Raw genomic sequence first — 19,929 nt, forward strand, 5'->3', positions numbered from 1 at the left:
TATAGGTTAAGACATGCAAGTTACTCCAACCATAACCCAATTTTGCCACAACCTCTGGCAGCTTGACGCTAAGGTTCAACTGCTCAAGCAAGAGGGGGAACTGCTCTACGTGGTGACTGATAAAACGCCATTTCACCCAGTAAGTCATATTTGGCCAGACCATCCTGCCGATCGCGGTCAACTTAACGGTTGTTCAGTCGTTGATTGTCAAGTCGGGGCGGTAGAGCTTGCGACTAATGAGCTTTATGTCGGTCAAGCCATCCCTGTGAAGCGCAATGAAGCAGGTTGGGCGTTTGTGGTCGTCCACTGTTTAAATAAAGGCGTGTTGGAGTTATCTGTTGGTGAAAACGTTAAGCTTAACGTTGATAAGCATTATCAAGATGCGTTGAGCCGAGGTCACAGTGCGGGTCATATTGCCTATTTAGCACTCAACAAAGTCTTGGTTGAAGGCCAGTATTGGCGAAAGGATGCAGACCGAAAAGATCCTCATGGTTACTACGACTTCAACAGTTACGCACAAGAAACCAGTTTTGTGAGCGAAGATCGCTGCCTCGACACTTACCGCTTAGGAAAGACACTGCGTAAGCGCGGCCTCAATAGTGCGGATGTCGTGGCAGATTTGAAGTCAATCGAGAGTCGAGTTAATGAGCAAATTCGGTTGTGGCTGACCTTGCCATCGAGTATTGAGGTTTTCTGCGATGGGGATGCCCTCACCGATTCTCGCTATTGGCGCTGCGATCTTAACGAAGCTCAGTTGGCAGAGATCCCTTGTGGCGGAACTCACGCAACATCGTTAGGCGTTTATGAGCAAATCTCAGTAACCCTGACTCAATTAGATGAACAGAACATCGAAATGGATACACGCGTGATAGCGAAAGCGGCGTTGTAAAGGAAAAGCCCGCTGTTTCATCAGCGGGCTTTGCGTGATTACCACATTCCTAGAAGCTTCCACCAAGCCCCGCCGATAAATAAGAACACAGGAATAACGATGAGCGAGAAAACGAATCCTATCTTCCACCAGTTCTTTAGGCTCAAGAAACCTGCGCCAAACAGAATCGGTGCAGGGCCAGAGGAGTAATGGGTGGTTGACATATAAAGGTTACTAAAAATACCCAACACAATGGCAGCCAGCATTGGCGGTGCGCCCGCTGCTATCGCAATGGCTAGGAACGCCGAGTACATGGCACTGATGTGCGCCATGGCACTGGCCATCAAATAGTGGCTGTAGTAGTAGACCAGCAGCAGCACGACTAAGGTCATCCCCCATTCAAATCCTGACAAAGAATTACCCACGATGTCACCAAACCAAGCGATAAAGCCGAACTTGTTGAGCTGAGCGGCCATCATCACCAAGACCGCAAACCAAGTGATGGTATGCCACGCTTCTTTCTCTTGAAGAACTGCATCCCAAGTTATGGTTCGAGTGATCAACAAGAAGACCAAACCGAGTAGTGCCGTTACCGTTGAGTGAATACCAAGTGTCGGACCTAAAACCCAAAGACTCACCATGCCGATAAAGGTGATGCACACCATCCATTCATCGCGTGTCATTGCGCCCATTTCTTGCAGTTTTTGGCGAGCAATCAGGCGCATTTCCGGGGTTTTCTTCAGTTCAGGTGGAAAGACGTAGTACATCACTAACGGGATTAAAAACAGACACACAAGCCCAGGTACGATGGCGGCAATTGCCCAACCTGCCCAAGTGATTTCGACACCTTGCTCTTTAGCAAAGTTAGCAGCCAGAGGGTTACCTGCCATAGACGTTAAGAACATGGCACAGGTAATCGCATTACACTGAAAAATACATTGAACAAGAAATGCGCCGATTTTGTTTTCCGTGCCTTTTTCAGGATCCGAGTCATAAGCGCTGGCGACTGAGCGAAATAGGGGAGAAATGATCCCGCCACAGCGAGCGGTGGTACTCGGTGTTGCAGGTGCAAACAGCAAATCGGTCAACACCAGTCCGTAAGCCAATCCGAGTGAACTGTTGCCCAGTTTAGCGATAAACCAATAGCCGACGCGTCGCCCAAACCCTGTGCTGATGAAGCCACGCGAAATGAAGAATGCCGCGGCGATCATCCAAATCGTTGGATGAGCAAACCCGGTTAATGCGGTGCGTATCGGGAGCACATCCAACAGTGTCGCGGCGGTCAATCCCATCAAAGCCATCGCTCCAAGTGGCAGTGGAGCGATGATCAAACTCAGAACCGTGACCACGAAGATGGTCATCATGTGCCAAGCCTGAAGCGTAAGCCCCTCAGGGACTGGGCTAAACCATAAAATAGCGCCGATAATGACCAGCATGAGTAGCCGTATATTGCTTGAAGTCAGCATAATAAACTCCTTAGTTTTTTTGCTAACTTACTCAGTGGTAGAAGATGGAAACCTGTTGTAAATCAAAAAGCTGACCGCTCGAGGTTTTGGCTTTTAAGCTATCAAATCGAGTCCTAACTCTGTTTGAAAAAAGGGTGAGATAAGGGTGATTAAAATAATAAAAGCCATTAACGTTATTACTGGGATCTTGTTCAACTTCACCATCAATAGCGCTGAAGTTGTGTCGATTTGACCGTATTCTATGAAATTATTGAGTAAGAAAAAGATCTCATGGCAACACAACTATTCCCTCGCTCTTTTACCATGCATTTGACTCTGCTGTTGTGCGGCGCGCTTTCTTTGGGCTCTGTTGGATGGTGGCTAATGAGCACGGAGCGCTTGAACCAAGTGTTGGCAGAGCAAGTCGCGCTCAGAGCGCAAGTTCAGTCTCAACAACTGTCGCGTCTGCCATCACTGCTTGATGCTGTGGCTAGGCAAGACGCCGTTGCGGTGACAAGTATTGTGGAGCAGTTGCAAAAAGCAACCGACGCTGATTTTATTACCGTGAGCGATAAAAACGGTATTCGCTTAGCACACCCCGTAAAAAGCCGAATCGGTTTTCCAGTTGTCGGTGGCGACATCGAACATGCTCTTGAAGCGGGGGAGTCTTACCTATCACATAGCGTTGGCTCACTTGGCCCTTCGGTGCGCTACATTACTCCGCTTTTTGGTCACAAAGGTGAAGTTATTGGGATGATCAAAGTGGGTTACTTGAAACAATCCATCGCGATTCTCAACGATCAAATGCTCTCCCCGTTACTTTTATTTGCTGGCTTCAGTTTACTTGTTTCAGGCCTAGCCGCATGGCGATTCTCACGCTATGTGCGTGACAAAATGCAGCATTTGGAGCCCTGGCAGCTACAGCAAGCATTACGCACCAGTCAAGGTGTCTTGCAAGCTGCTCATGAGGGACTGGTTGCGGTTAACTGCCGTGGGGAGATTTATCTCGCAAATGACAGCGCAAGGCAGCTACTGAGTATTCCACCTGATGCGACGCTTCCTCTGCCTGTTGAATTCTACATTCCTGATAGCGCAGCATTTGCCTTGTCGGGAGAGGACTTTATCGACCAGCTTGTTCGGGTAAATGGCATGAACCTGGTGCTAACAAGAGTCACCTTGCAAGTCGATCATCGTAGTGACGGGGCGGTGTTTAGCTTGCGGGCGCAAAAAGAGTTGCAGCTGCTTTCGAACAAAATTTCCCAAGTGAGCAGTTATCTAGACTCAATTCGCGTTACTCGGCATGAATATCAGAACAAGTTATCGACGGTGACGGGGTTATTGCAACTTGGCCACGCTGAACAAGCGCTAGAAGTATTGTTGTCACAGGCGCAAGAAAGCCAAGCCAATATGGATAGACTCGCTCAGTTGCAATCTCTACCTTTGGTGTCGGGATTGTTACTTGCCAACTTAGGTAAAGCGTCAGAGCGTGGTATTCATATTGATCTCAACGAGTTAGATGGATGGCGTTCACTGCCCAGCAAGCTAGATGAACAGCTGCTCAGTACCCTAGTCGGGAATTTAGTCAGCAACAGCATAGAGGCACTTCATCGAGTGGATAACGGGCAAATCCGCATTGCAATGTATCAAACGGAATACGAGCGCATACTGGCTGTTGCCAATAATGGTCCAGTGATTAATGTTGGACTAGATGTTTTATGCCAGCTTGGATACACCACGAAAGGTGAGTTCCGTGATCATGGCATTGGCTTGCATTTGGTCCAGTCGATTGTCGAAGAAGCCGGTGGATACATGGAAATGGATAGTGATTGTGATGAAACCGTGTTTACGGTCTATTTTCCGGAGGAACAAGGTGTTTAATGTACTGATTATTGAAGATGACCGAAATATCGCTGCGTTGCACAGCCAATTTATTAGCCGAGATAATCGGTTTCAGGTGTTAACGATTGCGGAGAATCTTGCTCAAGCGCACTCCAAACTGGCGCAAACCGTTTTCGATCTCGTGATTATCGATAATTACCTTCCGGATGGTTTAGGAATTGATTTTCTGCAACAGATGCGCAAACTTCCCAACCCGCCGGAAAGCATTTTAGTGACTGCGGCGAACGATGTTGAAACCGTGCAAAAAGCGTTGCGTTGCGGCGCACTCGATTATTTGGTCAAACCACTCGATTATCAACGCTTTGCCCAAAGTTTAGAGAAGTTCGCGCTGGTTCAACACACCTTGAGTCATGGAATAAGCCTTGCGCAAGGAGAGCTTGATGCACTATTTCAGAAAGGAGTGCCGAGTAACAAAAAGTCGTCAACCGATGCCCATACTTTGAAGCAGATTTTGGATGAGTTTTATCATGCGAATGTGGAGCTCAGCGTTAGTGCGATCGCTGAGAGTTTTTCTATCAGCAAGAGCACCGCAAGACGTTATCTAGATAAAGGTGTAGAGCAAGGCGAGCTTGAAGCCTTTTTGGCTCATGGAAAGGTAGGGCGCCCTACGCGGATTTACCGCCGGATACGTTTCGAGCTATAACTTGAATTACGGGTATCTGTAAATCAAGGTTTCTAAAATACGATCTTTTTATTAAATTCTGATTTTTCTTCTCATGTAAGTGTAATTGGTGTTTTATTCTTTTTAAAATGCAAATGCAGCACATGTAACTTATGCTTTCGGTGTGTGGTGATATAAATATTCTTATTGAGGCAGATCGCTGATCAAAATGGATTTAGCCGATGATCTTGTTTCGATCTTTAACTCTGTGTGAGTTGGAGAGGAGAGTGATTGATTTGCCTATGAGCCAGATCATAGTAACAAGGGTACAAAACCTTAAAGTGACAAGTAAATAAAGAGTTAAGGGGTCACCAATGAACGAAAATCATTGTCCAACATGTGAGCAAGAGTTGGAGTGGCAAGGGCACTACCACTGTAATCAATGCGATATCGATTATACAAAAGTCGGTTTTTGCCCAGACTGCAATGCGCAGCTAGAAAAACTGCAAGCGTGTGGTGCGGCGAACTATTTTTGCAATACTTGCAACGAGTTGAAGTCTAAATCTCGAGTGCGCTTCGAGTTTCAAGCTAATTAGGGAGCGGCGCTTAATGGGCGGTGGAACGAATTTCACCATCAGACAAACGGGTGACTAAGGTGTCGCCCGTTTTGGTTTGTGACGCCTTAGTAATGACGTCGCCTTGTTGATTTTGTGTAATTGAATAGCCGCGCTTGAGTGTAGCGAGTGGGCTAACCGTATCCAGTTTTTCTGCAGCCAAAGCCAGTTGATGGCGCGTGTTCAGCAGTTTTCTATCCATCGCATCCAACAGTTTTTGTTCGAGTCTTTGCAGTGAAGAGGCTTGTTCATTGAGGCGCTTGATAGGTGAATGAAGCTGCAGCTTATGCTGCTGGCGTTCAATCTTCTGAGCTCGGCCGCTGAGATAGCGCTCCATCCCTCGCTGTAGGCGCATGTCCAGATCATCCAGTTGCTGGCTTTGGCGTTGCAATTGATGACGAGGATGCTGCTTTTCTAAGCGATGCAGTAGACTTGCATTGGTTTGCTTATGTTGCGATAGGTAGTGGCGCATTGCACTGGCGAGCTTATGTTGTCGGCTCGCAATGACTTGATCTTTATGACTGTTGTCGCGGCTAACTAACTCTGCTGCAGCAGAAGGCGTCGGTGCGCGCATATCGGCAACAAAATCGGCGATGGTGACATCAATCTCATGCCCAACGGCACTGATGATTGGAATTTGGCTCGCCGCTATCGTTCGTGCCAAGATTTCATTATTGAAACACCAAAGGTCTTCTAAGGAGCCTCCACCACGGCCGACAATTAGCACATCACACTCATTACGGCTATTGGCACAACCAATTGCTTGAGCAATCTGAATGGCCGCCTCTTCACCTTGCACCATGGTCGGGTAGATGACGACAGGAAGAGAAGGATCGCGACGTTTAAGTACATCAAGAATATCGAAAAGTGCCGCCCCAGTTTTAGAGGTGACAATACCCACGCATTTTGGATGCTCTGGCAAAGGCTGCTTACTGGTTTGAGCAAACAAGCCTTCTCCCGCCAGTTTCATCTTAAGCTCGTCAAACTGCTGCTGCAGTCGACCGTCGCCTTCAGGCTGCATGCTTTCAATGATCAGCTGGTAGTCACCACGAGGCTCGTAAAGCGATAAACGGGCTTTAACCAATACTTGATTACCATTTTGTGGCTTGAACGTAACGCGACGATTGTTACCACGAAACATGGCGCATTTTACTTGAGCGCGAGAATCTTTAAGAGTGAGGTACCAGTGTCCAGAAACCGGAGCGGAGAAGTTAGAGATTTCACCCACCAACCAAACGATACCCATTTCATTTTCTAGTAACAGGCGTACTTCAGAATTAAGACGAGAAACCGTGAAGATATTTTGATTGGTCAGAGAAGACAAGACTAATTCCGTAGACGTGAGTATGGAAATTAGCGGCAATATAATACATAGCAAGGGGGTAAATGCAAGAAAAAAATTAAAAAATTTGTGGTCAAGCGATTACGTAAGCCGTATAATCCGTCCGCAATATCTAATCCAAATGTAGCCAACAACCTAAAATCGGTTACCCTCATTATGCGAAACGATGAGATTGGATTGTTCTTTTTACTCCTCTAATTGTGAGATATTGCAAATGCTAAGAATTGCCAAAGAAGCGCTGACATTCGATGACGTACTCCTTGTGCCAGCACACTCCACCGTTCTCCCAAACACAGCTGATCTTCGCACTCAGCTTACTAAGAACATCACCCTAAACATCCCAATGATTTCAGCGTCTATGGACACTGTTACTGAAGCTCGTCTAGCAATCGCGCTAGCGCAAGAGGGTGGCATTGGCTTTATCCACAAGAACATGTCTATTGAGCAGCAAGCTCAGATGGTTCACCAGGTGAAGATTTACGAAGCGGGCGTGGTTTCTCACCCAGTAACCGTAAATCCGGATGCGACAATTGCAGATGTTGTTGCACTTACAGAAAAGCACGGTTTTGCAGGTTTCCCAGTAGTGACGGACAACAATGAACTTGTTGGTATCATTACTGGCCGTGACGTTCGCTTTGTTACAGACCTTTCTAAGAAAGTTGAAGTTGTAATGACGCCAAAAGAGCGCCTTGCAGCGGTAAAAGAAGGTGCAACTCGCGAAGAAGTTCAAGAGAAAATGCACAAAGCGCGTGTTGAAAAAGTACTGGTTGTTAACGACGAGTTCCAACTAACCGGTATGATCACCGCAAAAGATTTCCACAAAGCAGAGCGTAAGCCTAACGCATGTAAAGATGCGCAAGGTCGTCTACGTGTTGGTGCAGCAGTTGGTGCTGGCGCTGGTAACGAAGAGCGTGTTAAAGCTCTAGTTGAAGCAGGCGTTGACGTACTACTTATCGACTCTTCACACGGTCACTCTGAAGGTGTTCTTAACCGTATCCGCGAAACTCGCGCAGCATACCCAGATCTAGACATCATCGGTGGTAACGTTGCGACAGGCGCAGGTGCCAAAGCACTTATCGAAGCTGGCGTAAGCGCAGTGAAAGTGGGTATTGGCCCTGGCTCTATCTGTACAACTCGTATCGTAACGGGTGTGGGTGTTCCTCAAGTGACTGCAATCGCAGATGCTGCAGAAGTGGCAAACGAGTATGGTATTCCAGTGATCGCTGACGGTGGTATTCGTTTCTCAGGTGACATCTGTAAAGCAATCGTAGCGGGCGCATCTTGTGTCATGGTTGGTTCAATGTTCGCAGGTACTGAAGAAGCACCAGGCGAAGTAATCCTATACAACGGCCGCTCATACAAAGCTTACCGCGGCATGGGTTCACTTGGCGCTATGTCTCAAGGTTCTTCTGACCGTTACTTCCAGTCTGACAACGCAGCAGACAAGCTAGTACCAGAAGGTATCGAAGGCCGTATCGCATACAAAGGTCGCCTAAAAGAGATCGTTCACCAACAAATGGGTGGTCTACGTTCAAGCATGGGTCTAACAGGCAGCGCAACCATTGAAGATATGCGTACGAAAGCTGAATTCGTTCGTATCTCAGGCGCTGGCATGAAAGAGTCTCATGTACACGACGTTCAAATAACCAAGGAAGCACCAAACTACCGTCTAGGTTAATCTCGCTAGAGATTTATACACCTAACGTAAACGTTTGCTTTTTTCCTTGAAGCATTAAGAAGAGGCGAGTACACTCGCCTCCGTTTTAATAACCTAGCTTATAAGACTGCTCAAAATGACTAAAAATATCCATGACCAACGTATTCTGATCTTGGACTTCGGTTCTCAGTACACTCAACTTGTAGCGCGCCGCGTACGTGAAATCGGCGTTTACTGTGAGCTTTGGAGCTGGGATGTAGAAGAAGCGGATATTCGTGAATTCAACCCAGATGGCATCATCCTATCTGGTGGCCCTGAGAGTGTTACAGAAGACAACTCTCCACGCGCTCCTCAATATGTATTTGACTCAGGTGTTCCCGTTCTTGGTGTATGTTACGGCATGCAAACCATGGCAGAACAGCTGGGTGGTAAAGTTTCAACGTCTGATGAGCGTGAATTCGGTTACGCAGCGGTTCAGGTTTCTGGTGAGTCTTCGATCTTTAAAGATCTAGAAGCATCACAAGACGTTTGGATGAGCCACGGTGATAAAGTCGTAGAAATCCCTCAAGGTTTCGTGAAAGTTGGCGAGACAGACACGTGTCCTTACGCTGCGATGGCGAACGAAGAGAAGAAATACTACGGCGTTCAGTTCCACCCAGAAGTAACGCACACTAAAAACGGTCTGCAAATGCTAGAGAACTTTGTTCTTGGCGTATGTGGCTGTGAGCGTCTATGGACTTCAGAATCCATCATCGAAGATGCAGTTGCTCGTATTAAAGAGCAAGTGGGTGACGACGAAGTGATCCTAGGTCTATCTGGTGGTGTTGATTCATCGGTTGTTGCTATGTTGGTTCACCGCGCAATCGGCGACAAGTTAACGTGTGTATTCGTTGATAACGGTCTGCTTCGTTTGAACGAAGGCCAGCAAGTAATGGATATGTTTGGCGATCAGTTCGGTCTAAACATCATTAAAGTAGATGCAGAAGAGCGCTTCCTAAAAGCACTTGAAGGCAAATCTGATCCAGAAGAGAAGCGTAAGACAATTGGTCACGTATTCGTAGACGTATTTGATGAAGAGTCTAAGAAGCTTAAGAATGCTAAATGGCTAGCTCAAGGTACTATCTACCCAGACGTCATCGAATCAGCGGCATCTAAGACAGGTAAAGCGCACGTAATCAAATCTCACCATAACGTTGGCGGTCTGCCAGATGATATGGAAATGGGTCTTGTTGAGCCACTACGTGAGCTGTTCAAAGATGAAGTACGTAAGATCGGTCTAGAGCTAGGTCTACCTTACAACATGCTTTACCGCCACCCATTCCCAGGTCCTGGTCTAGGTGTTCGCGTGCTTGGCGAAATCAAGAAAGAGTACTGTGACTTGCTACGTCGTGCTGATGCTATCTTCATTGAAGAGCTGCACGCTGCTGACCTATACAACAAAGTCTCTCAAGCGTTCACGGTATTCCTACCAGTACGTTCGGTTGGTGTAATGGGCGATGGCCGCAAGTACGATTGGGTTGTATCGCTACGTGCTGTTGAAACAATCGACTTTATGACAGCGCATTGGGCGCACCTACCATATGATTTCTTAGGTAAGGTTTCTAACCGCATTATCAACGAAATTGACGGTATTTCTCGTGTCGTTTACGACATTTCTGGTAAGCCACCAGCGACAATTGAGTGGGAATAATTCTGCTGAAAATTGAACGCAATTAAGCACATATGAAACCAGCCCTCGGGCTGGTTTTTTTGAACCCAGCTATCGATTCTTACGATACAGTTAAAGGTTTATTACGTTGCTTTTGGCCTTGCCTCGCAAGTTGACTTTTGATTGAGTCTATTCGGATCTCTCCTCAACTATTCTCATACAACTTCGAAACGAAAGGAGTTGTAAAACAATGAAAACCCTACCTATTATTGCTGTAGCCAGCGCGCTGAGTATGAGCTCTTCCGCTTGGGCGGCAATGAACATTCAACCCGATCCACAGAACCCTACAGGCTACGTGGTCTCACGCGCAGACATTACGGCTGCGGAGCAGCAAAAAACGTCAAACCCGATGTACGGGATATGGTCGCAAGCACTAAGAACGGCACCAAATACCGTGGTCGATGCGATCGATGCTGGGCTCGCCACCAACCCAGATAACGTTAAGCGCGCAGAACGCGTTTTTCCACGAGCTGAGTGGGATTTTCTTACTCAGATGGCCGCTCCAGAATACACCTACACTCGATTTCTGAAAGCGATTGGTAAGTTCCCAGCGTTTTGTGCGGAGTATACCGATGGCCGTGATTCTGATGCGATTTGTAAGCGTTCTATCGTGACTGCTTTCGCTCATTTTGCGCAAGAGACGGGCGGCCACATTGCCAAAGACAACATCTCAGATAACCCTCAGGCACTAGAAGAGTGGCAACAAGCTTTGGTTCATGTCCGTGAAATGGGTTGGTCTGAAGGTCAAGAGGGCTACACCACTGGCTGCGGTCAAAATGACTGGCAAAACAGAAAATGGCCATGTGCCGCAGGGCAGGGCTACTTTGGGCGTGGGGCAAAACAGCTTTCTTACCACTTTAACTACGGCGCGTTCTCTGAGGTAATGTTTGACGGAGACGCATCTGTGTTACTAAACAACCCGGGTTTAGTCGCAGATTCATGGTTGAATCTTGCTTCTGCGGTGTGGTTCTTTTTAACCCCGCAAGCACCAAAACCAGCGATGCTGCACGTGATTGATAAAACGTGGACGCCTTCTCAACGCGAAATTGATGCAGGTATCGGCTACGGTTTTGGTACCACAATCAATATCATCAACGGCGGTATCGAGTGTGGTGAGCAAAATAAAGATAAAGGCCAGCCAGTTAACCGAATCCGCTACTGGGAAGGCTTGGCAGCCCATTATCAAATCCCTATTGGCGCAGATGAAAAGAACACCTGTTGGCAACAAACTCCATACGGTAGCTTGAACTTAAATGGTGCGACCGATGTGCTTTACACCAACTGGGATGGCAACTGGAAGTACTACGCTGATCGCCCTGGTGGTTACTCATTTGAATGTGAATTGGTTGGATTCCAAACGGCATACTCTGCCTTGGTTCCGGGCGATTACGAGAAGTGTGTAACGAACTTCTACGGCTCTCACTCAAGCTGGCCTGAGGTTCGAGTGGTTGAAAAACTTGACCCTGTTGATCCCGGCACAGGTCCAGGTACGGGGACTGATTGGGATGCAAACAAAGTTTATACCGGCGGTGAGCAGGTGACTTACAAAGGCGCGACGTACAAAGCGAAGTGGTGGACTCAAGGGGATGATCCAAGCTTAGGTGGACCATGGGAACTGATTGCCGGCACGCCAACTGAGCCTACTCCGGATCCCGTTCCAACCCCTACGCCAGATCCTGAGCCGACTCCAACACCCGACCCAGAGCCTACTCCAGAACCAACTCCGGTTCCAGGTACCTTTATTCAGTGGGAGCCAGGTGTAACACAAGTGGCCAATGGTGAGAAAGTAACATTCAACGGTAAATGCTTTATTGCCAAGAATGGACCGGGAGTGTGGGAAAGCCCGACACAATCTAACTGGTTCTGGGATGAAATCAGCTGCCAGTAGTTAACCTCTTTTAACTCCTATGTAAGCAAGTCTCCTAGAGGCTTGCTTTCTCTGTGACAATCCCACGACACTCTCCTTACGTTTCATTACAGTACCTTCTGCTGAATCTCTATACAATTGCGGCATCAGTTATAGGGTTTAGAGGTAATAAAGATGAAAGCAAAGATTTCGTTATTAACAATCCTGGTTGCCAGTGTGGTCGGTTGTGCTAACGCTGAAACAGCAGAACCAGTAGAAACGCCAAGCTGGCTAACCGTTAACAATGAAGGGAGTAATCCGCATAGCTGGAACAATTTCGGTAGCCTAAGCTTTGAAGCGAGCACCAGCGGCGTTGCCACGCAAAAGTATGAAATCCACAAAGCACCAGTTGGTCAGGTTATGTCAATTACAGGACCAGATGGCCAGTTTTACATGATTGGAACACAGCAAAATGAGTTACTCAAAGGTGTTGGTCTGTCAGGTGTACTGTCACATGAAGAGTGTATGGAGCAGATCGGCGAGATCGGAACCGCGGCAAAAGCTCAACCTTCTGTTGTTCGATTTTTCTTAGAGCAGGGGAGACCACAGGGTCCTCGTTCCATTACATCTGCACAAGATTTTAGCGTGAATGAGTCTGTTAACGATGCAGAGATTGCAATTGGAGAGGCGACCACTGTTGAGATCGAGGGAGAGAGTTACCCTATTGGCCCAATGCTCGAATTGCCTGCCCCGTGGGGAGCCTCTGGCACCATAACTCCGACTAAATCTATTGAGTTTGCCTTTCAGTACTACTCAACAACGGATGGTCAAAAAGAGACGGTCAATATTTCAGGTAAATGGAGCCCAGAGATGGGACCAATGGACAAGTTTAATCATGAACCAATGACGAAGTGGCTGGCGTGTGTGACACCGGAAGTGAAGGCAACATTGGTTGAACAGAAAGTTAAGTTAGTGGGTGAAACGCTCGAAATCATGACCCAAGCAGAACTTGCTAACGGTGCAATCTAAGATTGCGATTTAGCTATCTATCTTTTTACGGCGTTCGGATTAAACTTTGCGCGTAATTTTTATTAACTTTTTTTAAAGGCGCGCAAAATGTCAACTAAATTGGCGAACCCAGCCCCATTGGGTCTAATGGGTTTCGGTATGACAACCATCTTACTTAACATCCACAATGCAGGTTTTTTCCCGATTGACTCGATGATCCTAGCGATGGGTATTTTTTATGGTGGTCTTAGCCAAGTTTTGGTGGGCATGATGTGTTTCAAACGCGGTGACACATTTGGTACTACGGCGTTCACTTCTTACGGTCTATTCTGGCTGACATTGGTTGGCCTGATTGTTATGCCTTACATGGGGCTGCCAGCAAGTCCTGCTAGCTTTATGGGTTGGTACCTATTGCTATGGGGTGTGTTCACAGGCTTCATGTTTATCGGCTCGCTATGCTACCCAGTTGCTAAGCAAATTGTCTTTGGTTCTTTGACCATTCTATTTTTCCTATTGGCGGCGCGTGACTTTACAGGCAGTGAGCTTATTGGCACGATTGCCGGATTTGAAGGTATTTTCTGTGGCGCGAGCGCAATTTACTTTGCGATGGCACAGGTGCTTAACAATGAGTACGGCCGTACCATTTTGCCTATCGGTGAAAAGAAGGCAGAGCAGCACGTAGAGCTTGAGCAAGTTGCTGCGTAATGAAATAAATATGATGTTACGCTGCTTGCCTGAAGCATCGTGACGGACATATACGGGAACAGTAAATGAAAGGGGTTAGCCGATTGGCTAACCCCTTTTTTTACCACTGCATTTCTTATTGAATGAATTAGGTTGATGGCTGCTCGACTGGCGTCGCTTCAACCTCTTCACTTGGCTCTTTACCCGTTTTGCGGCGGTACTTATCTTCCCAGTAGTCCGCGCCTTTGATACCAAGTTTTACAGGGTTAAAGGTGTACTCTTCAACGCCTTTCTTTTGTTGTTCTTCGTAATCGTGCAGCGCTTTAAGTGCTGGCTTAGACATAAAGAAGATAATCAAAATACCCACAATGTTGAGCCAAGCCATGAGACCTACGCCCACATCACCCATAGCCCAAGCTAAGTTAGCCGTTTTCACCGTGCCGTAGAAGACAACCGCGATAAGTGCGACTTTTAGCATGAACATCAAACCGCTCACTTTGAATGTGCGACGGATGTAAGCGATGTTTGTTTCTGCGATGTAGTAGTAAGCCAGAATGGTGGTGAAAGCAAAGAAGAACAGTGCAATCGCAATGAAGGGTTTACCAATGCCTGGTAGCGCACTTTCGATAGCCATCTGGGTGAACACAGGGCCGTTGGCTGCGATGTCTGCCGCAACGTTTTGCACTAGGAAACCCTCTGCGCCATGTACGTTGTAAGCACCAGTAATGATGATCATAAACGCGGTTGCAGAACAAACCAACAGGGTATCAATGTAAATTGAGAAAGATTGAACAAGACCTTGCTGAGCTGGGTGATCAACACTTGCTGCTGCTGCCGCGTGAGGACCTGTACCTTGGCCTGCTTCGTTTGAGTAAACGCCGCGTTTCACGCCCCAGCCGATTGCTGCACCTACACCTGCCATAGGGGTAAAGGCATCACCAACAATCATCGCAAATACGCGTGGTACTTCACCGATGTTGAGTAGAATGATGACAAACGCGGTGATGATGTAAGCCAGAGCCATAAACGGCACGACGATCTGCGTGAAGTTTGCAATACGCTTAACACCACCGAAAATGATGAAGGCAAGAATGACAGAAATCAGCGTACCAGTGAAAATTTTCGCAAAACTGAATGTACCAATCGCGGTTTCAATCATTTCACCTGAGCCGAATGCTGCTTCTACCGCGTTACCAATACTGTTAGATTGCACGCCTGGAAGTAAGAAGCCACATGCAAAGATGGTCGCGATCGCAAAGATCCAAGCGTACCATTTTTGTCCCATCGCTTTTTCAATGTAGTAAGCTGGACCGCCACGGAATTCGCCGTTGTCTTCCTCTTTATAAATCTGCGCGAGTGTTGATTCTGCGTATGCCGTTGCAGCGCCGAAGAAAGCAACCACCCACATCCAGAATACCGCTCCTGGGCCACCAAAACCAATGGCTGCTGCAACACCTGCGATGTTACCGGTACCCACACGGCCTGAAAGTGACACGGCTAAAGCTTGGAACGATGAAATGCCTTTCGAAGAACTTTTTCCTGATAGAAGTAAGCGCCACATTTCCCCAAAGTGACGAACTTGAACAAAACGAGTCATGATTGAGTAGAACAAACCAGCGCCTAGACACAGATAGATCAGTACCGGGCTCCAGATGATTCCATTCAAAAAATCAACAAGTGACTGCATAAGTATTTCCCTGTTATTAGTTTGTAATGGTTGTTTTCTGAGCAGAATATTACCCTTTCTGTAACTCAATTGTTAATGAATTTGTTCTTTAAAGTTGATTTGCGTGAACTTAGGCACAAAATGCTAAATAAATGTTAAAAATTGAAGCTAATTCTCAAAATGTGCGGATTTGGTAAGGTTTTGTGGGTGAAAATGCACGAAAAGCCGATAACTTAATCATTATCGGCTAGGTGTGTGGGGTGTTTATATATTCTGTAAATTGATAAATGCTTGGCGATAGCTTCTATTATTGGTATCGATCGCAGCTCAACTCGCGATATTGGGCAGCATCGGCCGTCATTATTTGAGTGAGAATTTCCGCAGAGCCACAGGCCATTGTCCAACCTAAGGTGCCATGTCCGGTGTTGGTGTAAAGGTTGCGAATCGGAGTCTGCCCTATGATCGGTGTGCCATCTGGCGTCATTGGGCGAAAGCCTGTCCAATACTCTGCTTTCGCTAAATCGGTACCCTGCGGGAACAAGTTGGAAACCACATGATTAAGCGTCGCGAGTCGCTTGTCGGGCAGCGCCGGATCAAAGCCTGCCAATTCGGCGGTACCAGCGACACGAATTCGTTGCTCAAAGCGTGTCACCGCGACTTTATAGGTTTCATCCATAATCGTTGACTGAGGGGCGCTGAGCTCATCAATCACCGGTAAGGTCAGCGAATAACCTTTGACAGGGTAGATGGGCAAATCCACGCCGACAGATTCCAGCAAATGCTTAGAGTAGCTACCTAACGCCACGACAAAGCGATCCGCCGTTATCTCCCCATGACGGGTTTTGACGGCCTTTATCTCACCATCTTGCTGAATCAATCTATCGATATCGGTGTTGTAGAGGAAGGTGACACCTGCTTGCTGCGCCATTTTCTGAAGCTGCTGGCAAAATAGGTAGCAATCACCAGTTTCATCGTCTGGCAGATACAAGCCTCCGACCAAGTTGCCGCGCATATTGGCCAGCCCGGGCTCTTGGGCCAAGCATTGATGGCTATCCATGAGTTGGTAGCGTGTTCCACTCTCTTCGAGTAAAGCGATGTCTTTTTCAACCGCTTTGAGCTGCGCGGCAGAGCGAAATATCTGCAAAGTGCCTTGGGTTCGACCTTGGTATTCAATTGCGTATTGCTTGTTTAACTCAGCTAAACATTCTCGGCTGCGATTAGCGATCGTCAACATTCGTGCTTTGTTGATTCGGTATCGATCAAGCTGACAATTGAGCAGCATTTTACTTGCCCAACTCATTAGTTCAGGGCTAAGGGAAGGCTTTACTTTCAATGGTGCGTGCTCTTCAAATAGCCACTTGAGGGCTTTCATTGGTATGCCAGGCGCCGCCCAAGGTGACGAATAGCCATAAGAGATTTGACCCGCATTGGCAAAGCTGGTCTCCTCTGCGGCTCGCGGTTGACGATCAATAACCGTGACCTCACACCCTGCTTGAGATAAATACCACGCCGTGGTTAAACCTACGACACCACTTCCTAATACAACGACCTTCACTGTTTACTCCTGAAGAACAATTTTGCCAAGAATGGGGTGTTTACATCTGGTTAACAATCGATAAGAATTAATATCACCCTTTAGAAAAACTAAATGCTTATGAAGTCTGCTTTATTACATGGTGTTCATCTGATTTGCATTGTGTCTCGCCATGCGAGCTTGACCAGCGCCGCTCGCGAGCTGAATTTGACAACGGGAGCGGTGAGTCAGCAATTGCAAGCAATCGAAGAGCGCTTGGGTTTTAGTGTATTTGAACGCCATGCTCGTGGGATTCGGCTGACAGACTTGGGGCAAAAGTTGGTCGATTCTGTTGCTCATCACCTGTTGGCGATTGAAGAAAACGTCTATCAACTCACCCGAGTGTCAGACAGTCAGCAGATCCGTTTGAAACTCACGCCATCGCTCGCCTTTAAATGGTTAGTGCCAAGGCTAGAAGATTTTCAAAAGCAGTATCCCGAGATCCAAATACACACCTTTGCCGAAGGTGCCCTAGTTGACAGTGACAATCGAAACTTTGACGTTGCCATTGATTACGGAGCGATTCCGTACAAGCTGACGGAGGCGGAATTGTTGATGGAAGAGTGTTTAGTTCCAGTGATGAGCCCAAGCTATTTGTCGAAGCATCAAGCGACGCTCGAAGCGGGGCAGTTTTGGCAGAGTGTGACGCTTTTGCATGATGCTATGCCGTGGCAGGGAGCGCCGAAAGATTACGAGTGGCTTTATTGGGCGTCACAGCAACAACTCGATTTTAATACCCAGCAAGGGCATTTCTTTAACCGTACAGATATGGCAATGTCGGCCGCCGAAGCCGGGGTTGGCGTCGCGCTGGCACGAACCGCACTGCTCGGTGATGAAATCGCTCAGGGTCGGCTGGTGGCTCCCTTTGAACCAATCAAAGCCAATGCTGGCTATTTCATTATCACTCATGTCGACAATCCGCCAACACGACTGTTCAAACAGTGGCTTCGTCAGCAGAGTGTTATTGATAAATCATAAAATAGTCTTACATCTTCATATGCACCCACTACACTTTAGGGTGAACAAGCGATAACGCGACGTTTGTACACTTTAGGGCAGCAACTATGAAATCTGAACATGGCCAATGCAGCTATCGAAACCCTGATGGCTGGTGCTGCGATCAACCGAGTGGAGAGTCCGGGCTTTGTTACTGGCACGATCCCGATATAGATAAAAGCAACGATGACGTAAAAAATAAGGTTGAGCAATGGGCCGCAGCGGGTAAACCTCTCGACGGATTTCAGTTGGCAAAAACAAACTTGGTTGACATCGATTTGGTCAACCGAGGGTGCAAAACAGGCTTTTCTTGTCGGGATGCGGATTTTTACCGTGCCGATTTATCTGATGCTCACTTTTTTGGCTTAGATCTACGTGGTTCTTCGTTGATGAAGTCAAAAATGCTTGGCGCAAATCTACATTGTGCCAAGTTAGACAACTGCAACTTGCTTGGGGCAGAGCTTGGGCGAGCTAAGTTAGAAAACGTAGAGTGGGGCAAGCGGCTTAAACAAGAAGTGCAGGCTAAACAAGCGTTGAAGCGGCGAGACTCCTCAATGGCGGCTTCACTTTACCAAGAAGCGGAAGAGGTGTGCCGCAATATCCGTAAGCAGTGTGAGAAGCAGGGTTTATTTGAAACCGCGGGCGAGTTCTTTAAGCGAGAGATGCGCTTTCGGCGTTATCAAATGCCGAGACTGAGCATGAAGCGCTGGATATCTAAATCGGTCGATATGTTTTGTGGCTACGGCGAGGATCCGCTTAGGGTAGTCCTGTTCTCTATCTTCTTAATTTTTGTCTGTGCGATGGCGTATTTCTTTTTAGATACCACAGGGGCGCACCCCATCTATGAAGGCGTAACTGGATGGCAGTTTTATCTGCTTGAGTTCTTTAACTCGCTTTACTTTAGTGTGGTGACATTCACAACCTTGGGTTACGGAGACATATCCCCAGTGGGAGTCGCTCGGTTTATAGCAGCGTTTGAGGCCTTTTTAGGCAGCTTTACCATGGCGCTGTTTGTGGTGGTCTTCGTGAAGAAAATGACCCGTTAAAGAGTTGAGAATGTATTGGATAATCAGGCTCTGGTCGGAGTTGGTGGAACAAGCATTAAGCAAAAAAGGGCGAGTGGTGTAACATTAGGCTCAGACCGAAACTACTTGGCGACAATTCGGTTCAAACACTGAATACAATCAGTTCGTTTAAAGGGGAGGAGATGTCTTCCCCTTTAGTAGTTTTTAGAAATCAAAATGTAGCTTGTATGAATCTAATTAAACCCAGTATTGCGTTGTTGATCTCATCGACTTTGATTCCCGCCTACGCGGATGCTCTTAGTGATGCGCAAGCGGTTCAGAGTAAAACCAATCAAGCCTCAGCCGTGAGTCAGAAACGCATCGACGCAAGTGCTGAAAAGGCATTGACGCTCGAAGCAGAAATTGAACTGTTGCAAGAGGAAGTCAGCAACTTAACGATCTATCGCAACCACCTTTCTAGTTTGGTCAACAGCCAAAATGAAGAGGTGGCGAGTCTCAATGAGCAAATCGAGCAAATTGCGCAAACTCGACAGGGTGTGGTGCCATTGATGTATCACATGATTGATGGCCTCAAGCGCATCGTGGCTAATGACAAACCTATTCGAAAAACACAACGTGAAGAGCGCATTGCCAAGCTAGAGGCAATGATGACGCGTGCTGATGTCGCTGACGCGGAAAAATTTCGTCGTATTTTAGAGGCGCACCAAATTGAGATGGACTACGGCACGAAGATGGGCGTCTACCAAGGCAAGATTGCATTAGATGGTGATGACCAAGTGGAAGCCGACATTTTTTACTTAGGGCGGATATCACTTGTGGCGCGCAGTTTGTCAGGCGAACGCTTCTGGAGTTGGTCACAGCAGCAACAATCATGGCAAGCGGTTGGCAGTGAGCAAAAAGCGGAACTAGATAAAGCGTTTGCCGTCGCGAACAAGCAGATTGCCCCGAGCATGCTAACTCTGCCTATCTCTCTGAATGTTAGGGAGGGAAATTAGCG

16 protein-coding genes are annotated in these 19,929 nt (G+C 47.3%); 12 read left to right on the forward strand and 4 right to left on the reverse strand.

The features are described from left to right. Window positions 1-13 precede the first annotated feature (13 nt). Window positions 14-889 (forward strand): alanyl-tRNA editing protein, encoded by an 876-nt coding sequence (locus ACUALS_RS03575; protein ID WP_454448868.1) that lies wholly within the window; start codon window positions 14-16, stop codon window positions 887-889. 38 nt (window positions 890-927) lie between these two features. Here the strand turns inward: ACUALS_RS03575 and ACUALS_RS03580 are convergent, their stop codons facing one another. After that, the gene (locus tag ACUALS_RS03580) at window positions 928-2,334 is read right to left on the reverse strand and encodes a DASS family sodium-coupled anion symporter (RefSeq protein WP_454448869.1); all 1,407 of its coding nucleotides are present in this window, start codon (window positions 2,332-2,334) and stop codon (window positions 928-930) included. A 270-nt stretch (window positions 2,335-2,604) separates the two neighbouring features. On the opposite strand from ACUALS_RS03580, the gene ACUALS_RS03585 reads away from it, so the two are divergent. The 3 genes from ACUALS_RS03585 to ACUALS_RS03595 all read left to right on the forward strand — a co-directional run bounded on the left by ACUALS_RS03585 (window position 2,605) and on the right by ACUALS_RS03595 (window position 5,409). Next, window positions 2,605-4,191 (forward strand): GHKL domain-containing protein, encoded by a 1,587-nt coding sequence (locus tag ACUALS_RS03585; RefSeq protein WP_454448870.1) that lies wholly within the window; start codon window positions 2,605-2,607, stop codon window positions 4,189-4,191. Beyond that, a complete protein-coding gene (locus tag ACUALS_RS03590) occupies window positions 4,184-4,855 on the forward strand; it encodes a response regulator (RefSeq protein WP_454448871.1) in 672 nt (223 codons plus the stop codon). Before ACUALS_RS03585 ends, ACUALS_RS03590 begins: the two co-directional genes overlap by 8 nt. A gap of 332 nt (window positions 4,856-5,187) precedes the next feature. Next, window positions 5,188-5,409, forward strand: a complete 222-nt coding sequence (locus ACUALS_RS03595) for a zinc ribbon domain-containing protein (RefSeq protein WP_005471497.1) — start codon at window positions 5,188-5,190, stop codon at window positions 5,407-5,409. A gap of 10 nt (window positions 5,410-5,419) precedes the next feature. Here the strand turns inward: ACUALS_RS03595 and xseA are convergent, their stop codons facing one another. After that, entirely contained in the window at window positions 5,420-6,751 is a 1,332-nt protein-coding gene (xseA, locus tag ACUALS_RS03600; protein ID WP_454448872.1) for an exodeoxyribonuclease VII large subunit, read from the reverse strand. A gap of 232 nt (window positions 6,752-6,983) precedes the next feature. Between xseA and guaB the strand changes: the two genes are divergently transcribed. The 5 genes from guaB to ACUALS_RS03625 all read left to right on the forward strand — a co-directional run bounded on the left by guaB (window position 6,984) and on the right by ACUALS_RS03625 (window position 13,693). Continuing rightward, complete coding sequence (gene guaB / locus ACUALS_RS03605; RefSeq protein ID WP_005471456.1) at window positions 6,984-8,447, forward strand: IMP dehydrogenase; 1,464 nt, start codon at window positions 6,984-6,986, stop codon at window positions 8,445-8,447. Between the two features lie 115 nt (window positions 8,448-8,562). Next, window positions 8,563-10,116 (forward strand): glutamine-hydrolyzing GMP synthase, encoded by a 1,554-nt coding sequence (guaA, locus tag ACUALS_RS03610; RefSeq protein WP_454448873.1) that lies wholly within the window; start codon window positions 8,563-8,565, stop codon window positions 10,114-10,116. Window positions 10,117-10,324: 208 nt separating this feature from the next. Next, complete coding sequence (locus ACUALS_RS03615; protein ID WP_454448874.1) at window positions 10,325-12,022, forward strand: chitinase; 1,698 nt, start codon at window positions 10,325-10,327, stop codon at window positions 12,020-12,022. Window positions 12,023-12,175: 153 nt separating this feature from the next. After that, window positions 12,176-13,009, forward strand: coding sequence for a hypothetical protein (locus tag ACUALS_RS03620; RefSeq protein ID WP_454448875.1), 834 nt, complete (start codon window positions 12,176-12,178; stop codon window positions 13,007-13,009). Between the two features lie 87 nt (window positions 13,010-13,096). Then, the gene (locus tag ACUALS_RS03625) at window positions 13,097-13,693 is read left to right on the forward strand and encodes an acetate uptake transporter (protein WP_005471594.1); all 597 of its coding nucleotides are present in this window, start codon (window positions 13,097-13,099) and stop codon (window positions 13,691-13,693) included. 127 nt (window positions 13,694-13,820) lie between these two features. On the opposite strand, the gene ACUALS_RS03630 is transcribed toward ACUALS_RS03625, so the two are convergent. Continuing rightward, window positions 13,821-15,359: an alanine/glycine:cation symporter family protein gene (locus tag ACUALS_RS03630; protein ID WP_005471470.1), complete on the reverse strand. Its 1,539-nt coding sequence runs from the start codon at window positions 15,357-15,359 to the stop codon at window positions 13,821-13,823. A gap of 286 nt (window positions 15,360-15,645) precedes the next feature. Beyond that, window positions 15,646-16,893, reverse strand: coding sequence for a D-amino acid dehydrogenase (locus tag ACUALS_RS03635; protein ID WP_454448876.1), 1,248 nt, complete (start codon window positions 16,891-16,893; stop codon window positions 15,646-15,648). Window positions 16,894-16,992: 99 nt separating this feature from the next. On the opposite strand from ACUALS_RS03635, the gene ACUALS_RS03640 reads away from it, so the two are divergent. The 3 genes from ACUALS_RS03640 (at window position 16,993) to ACUALS_RS03650 (ending at window position 19,927) form a co-directional block, all read left to right on the forward strand. After that, window positions 16,993-17,889 (forward strand): LysR substrate-binding domain-containing protein, encoded by an 897-nt coding sequence (locus tag ACUALS_RS03640; RefSeq protein WP_454449217.1) that lies wholly within the window; start codon window positions 16,993-16,995, stop codon window positions 17,887-17,889. An 86-nt stretch (window positions 17,890-17,975) separates the two neighbouring features. Then, window positions 17,976-18,953 carry an ion channel gene (locus tag ACUALS_RS03645; protein WP_038139965.1) on the forward strand — a complete coding sequence of 326 codons (978 nt, stop codon included), beginning with the start codon at window positions 17,976-17,978 and terminating at the stop codon, window positions 18,951-18,953. Window positions 18,954-19,159: 206 nt separating this feature from the next. Further along, window positions 19,160-19,927, forward strand: a complete 768-nt coding sequence (locus ACUALS_RS03650; protein WP_454448877.1) for a DUF3450 domain-containing protein — start codon at window positions 19,160-19,162, stop codon at window positions 19,925-19,927. Window positions 19,928-19,929: the final 2 nt, after the last annotated feature.

This window comes from Vibrio sp. NH-7 (genome assembly GCF_053643215.1).

Bases quoted from the DNA above. Each gene is read 5' to 3' on its own strand.
- ACUALS_RS03575 (WP_454448868.1), top strand. From the start codon at position 14: ATGCAAGTTACTCCAACCATAACCCAATTTTGCCACAACCTCTGGCAG.
- ACUALS_RS03580 (WP_454448869.1), bottom strand. From the start codon at position 2,334: ATGCTGACTTCAAGCAATATACGGCTACTCATGCTGGTCATTATCGGC.
- ACUALS_RS03585 (WP_454448870.1), top strand. From the start codon at position 2,605: ATGGCAACACAACTATTCCCTCGCTCTTTTACCATGCATTTGACTCTG.
- ACUALS_RS03595 (WP_005471497.1), top strand. From the start codon at position 5,188: ATGAACGAAAATCATTGTCCAACATGTGAGCAAGAGTTGGAGTGGCAA.
- guaB (WP_005471456.1), top strand. From the start codon at position 6,984: ATGCTAAGAATTGCCAAAGAAGCGCTGACATTCGATGACGTACTCCTT.
- guaA (WP_454448873.1), top strand. From the start codon at position 8,563: ATGACTAAAAATATCCATGACCAACGTATTCTGATCTTGGACTTCGGT.
- ACUALS_RS03615 (WP_454448874.1), top strand. From the start codon at position 10,325: ATGAAAACCCTACCTATTATTGCTGTAGCCAGCGCGCTGAGTATGAGC.
- ACUALS_RS03620 (WP_454448875.1), top strand. From the start codon at position 12,176: ATGAAAGCAAAGATTTCGTTATTAACAATCCTGGTTGCCAGTGTGGTC.
- ACUALS_RS03625 (WP_005471594.1), top strand. From the start codon at position 13,097: ATGTCAACTAAATTGGCGAACCCAGCCCCATTGGGTCTAATGGGTTTC.
- ACUALS_RS03630 (WP_005471470.1), bottom strand. From the start codon at position 15,359: ATGCAGTCACTTGTTGATTTTTTGAATGGAATCATCTGGAGCCCGGTA.
- ACUALS_RS03640 (WP_454449217.1), top strand. From the start codon at position 16,993: ATGAAGTCTGCTTTATTACATGGTGTTCATCTGATTTGCATTGTGTCT.
- ACUALS_RS03645 (WP_038139965.1), top strand. From the start codon at position 17,976: ATGAAATCTGAACATGGCCAATGCAGCTATCGAAACCCTGATGGCTGG.
- ACUALS_RS03650 (WP_454448877.1), top strand. From the start codon at position 19,160: ATGAATCTAATTAAACCCAGTATTGCGTTGTTGATCTCATCGACTTTG.